This window comes from Streptomyces sp. ADI96-02, from assembly GCF_003846185.1.
In the GTDB taxonomy this organism is placed as follows: Bacteria; Actinomycetota; Actinomycetes; order Streptomycetales; family Streptomycetaceae; genus Streptomyces.
On record NZ_ML123034.1, the window covers coordinates 5,887,973 to 5,889,733 of the forward strand.

At 69.4% G+C, this 1,761-nt stretch carries 1 protein-coding gene; it reads right to left on the reverse strand.

Annotation, left to right across the window (positions count from 1 at the left end; translation table 11 throughout):
* The coding region (locus EES43_RS25860) for an RHS repeat domain-containing protein (protein WP_164493277.1) at window positions 1–1,712 on the reverse strand (1,712 nt) is incomplete at its 3' end.
* Window positions 1,713–1,761: the final 49 nt, after the last annotated feature.

The following is a 1,761-nucleotide window of genomic DNA, read 5'->3' on the forward strand; positions in this document are numbered from 1 at the left end:
CGGGTGCCGTCGGCGGCCTCGGTGAGACGGCCTGCGGTGTCGTAGGTCTGGCGTTTCTCCTGGCCGTCGATCCTGATGGCGGTGGTGCGGGAGGTCTTCGGGTCGTGCGTGTAGCCGGTCGTGGTGGTCTTCTCGATGCCGTCCGCCGCCCGGGTGGTGGTCTTGGTCTCGGTCAGGTTGGAGGCCAGGTCGTGGGTGTAGGCGGTCCGGCTGACCAGGGTGCCCTCGCCGGGCCGGTCGCCTTCGGCGACGTGGGTCTGGGTCGAGCGGCCCTGCGGGTCGTAGGTGTGGGCGGTCGCGGTCCTCTTCCCATCGACGGTGGCGATGTCGGTGGCGAGCTTGCGGTCGGGCGTGTAGGTGTAGGCGTGCTCGGCGATGACGTCCCCGCCGGGTTTGGTGTGCTTCTCGCCGGTGGGGAGGCCGGCGTCGTTGAAGGTGTAGGTGCTGCCCGCACCGTTGCCCCGGTCGGTCTGCGTGAGGCGGCCCGAGGCGTCATAGGCATAGGACACCCTGGCCAGTTCCTTGCCGTCGCGTGACTGCACGGCCCCGGTCATCCGGCCTGTCTTGGGGTCGTACGTGTAGCGGGTGACCGCGCCGGTGTGGTCGGTCACCGAGGCGACCTGCTCGTCATCGGTGTAGGTGAAGGCCGTCTTCTTCCCACCCGGGTCGATGCGCTCGCGGGCCGTACCGTCCGGGTTCTGGGCATAGGTGATCTTCGTACCGGCCTCGTCCCCCTCGATCCACCGCGCGGACATACCACCCGTCACCGGGTCGTACGACCTACGGACGTGCTGAACCTTCGCACCCGGGTCGTCCTTCGGCGAGGTCCATGCCTCGACCGTGCGTCCGGCCCGGTCGGTGCGCTGATGGGCGACGGAACCGTCCGGCGGTGTCACGGACTCGACCAGCCCGTTGACCCGGTTGTAGGCCGTGGTCGACGTCCCGCCACCGCCGGGCAGGGAGACCTGCGCCTCCCGGCCCGCAGCATCGAACTTCGTCTTCCAACCCTCGACGGACTCGTCACCCTCGGTGAGCTTCTTGTGCGTCTTGTTCCCGAACGCATCCAGGGTGTACTCCGACTTCGCGCCCTGCGCCGTGCCGGACCGCTTGGGAGCGACGGTGTCGGACGCGGGCAGGCCCGCGGGCGTATATGTATGTTCGGCGGTGAATGGGCTGGTGCTCTGTTCGGAGCTGACCGGTTTACCCAGGGCATCGAAGGCGGTCTGGGTAGCCGAGCCGGGGGTGCCGTCCGCGTAAGCGGTTTCGGTCCGGACGGGGTTGCCCTGGTCGTCGTTCTGCTGGGTGCTGGTCACGACCGGTTTGTCGGTCCCGGCAGGTACGGTCTGCTCGGTCGTGGTGCCTTCGATGTCGTCGTGGGTGCTCAGGGTGACCGTTCCGTCGGGCGCGGTGGCTTTTGCCGGCCGGCCCCACGCGTCGTACCCGATGGTGGTCTCCCGGCCGCCCGCGTCCACCGTCTTGGTCTGCTGGCCGGAGGTGTCGAACTCCGCGCCGGACACCTGACGCCACTGCCCCTCGGGCAGCGTCCGGCCCCGGCCGTCGTTCCCCGAAGGCTGGTAGTTCGACTCGGAACGAACCTCCCGGCCCAACTCGTCGCTGACCTTGCGCGTGGCGAACCCGTCCGACTCACGGCGGCTGACCGCCACCGACTCACCCCGCCGCGAACTGTCACCGCGCCGCGTCTCGTAGGACACCGTGGTGACCGTGCCATCGGGACCGGTCGTCCTCACCGGCTTGTCGTCC